2 protein-coding genes are annotated in these 958 nt (G+C 44.5%); one reads left to right on the forward strand and one right to left on the reverse strand.

The genetic code is table 11. From position 1 onward, the window contains the following. Nucleotides 1-546 (forward strand): DALR anticodon-binding domain-containing protein (locus A3766_RS09250; protein WP_255375392.1); only part of this gene is annotated, 546 nt, incomplete at its 5' end. 174 nt (nucleotides 547-720) lie between these two features. Here A3766_RS09250 and A3766_RS09255 read toward each other — a convergent pair. After that, on the reverse strand, nucleotides 721-958 hold a 238-nt coding region (locus tag A3766_RS09255), incomplete at its 5' end, for a TAXI family TRAP transporter solute-binding subunit (RefSeq protein WP_304440950.1).

Raw genomic sequence — 958 nt, forward strand, 5'->3', positions numbered from 1 at the left:
GAGCAATACGAAGGCTTGGAAAACAATAGTGTCCAAGAAGACTTATTGAACTACATGTTGGAACGTTTCCGTGCCTGGTATCAGGATGAAAATGTATCTGCTGAAGTCTTCTTAGCGGTTAACGCTCGTAGGCCTACACGTCCGGTCGACTTTGATCAGCGCATCAAAGCGGTTAGCAACTTTTTGGGCCTCGAAGCGGCTTCAGCCTTATCGGCAGCCAATAAGCGTGTTTCCAATATTCTGGCGAAGAATAAGGGCGAGTTGGCAGATCAGGTCGACCAGAGTAAGCTGATTGAGCAAGCTGAAAAGGATTTGGCAGCTCAGGTAGATAGCCTAGCAAAAACTGTAACGCCATTGTTTGACCAAGGTAACTACCAAGCTGCTTTGACTGAGCTATCAAGTCTTCAAAAAGTTGTTGACCAGTTCTTTGAAGATGTCATGGTTATGGCCGATGATGAAGCGTTGAAGAATAATCGCTTAGCCTTGTTGAGTCAGCTGCGCGAGCTATTCCTGCGAGTGGCAGATATTTCGCTGCTTTCTAAGTAGCACCTAAGCACTAAGTTAGGCTTTCCCTTCTTGCTAGCAAAGCACTGCTCATTCGAGTGGTGCTTTTTTGTTTCTGGTCTTAATCTCTTGCAGAGGTTTTTTCTTCGCGCTTGATTAAGCTTGTGCTAACCCTCTAGTGGGCCACAGAACAACTGAAAGAATATTGGCAGCTGACTAATTCAACAAACCTACTTCTTTGTAGTAGCGAACTGCTCCGGCATGTAAGGGGGCTGATAAGCCTTCTTTAACCATTTTGGTCTTATCGAGAGCATGGAATGCAGGGTGAAGTTTTTTAAACTCGAGGAAATTTTCAAATACTGACTTGGTTAACTGGTAGATAACCTCGTCGGGTGTATCTTTAGAGCTTACTAGTGTCGCACCTACGCCAAATGATTTTATTTCATTTGGGTTG

The organism is Oleiphilus sp. HI0132, assembly GCF_001635845.1.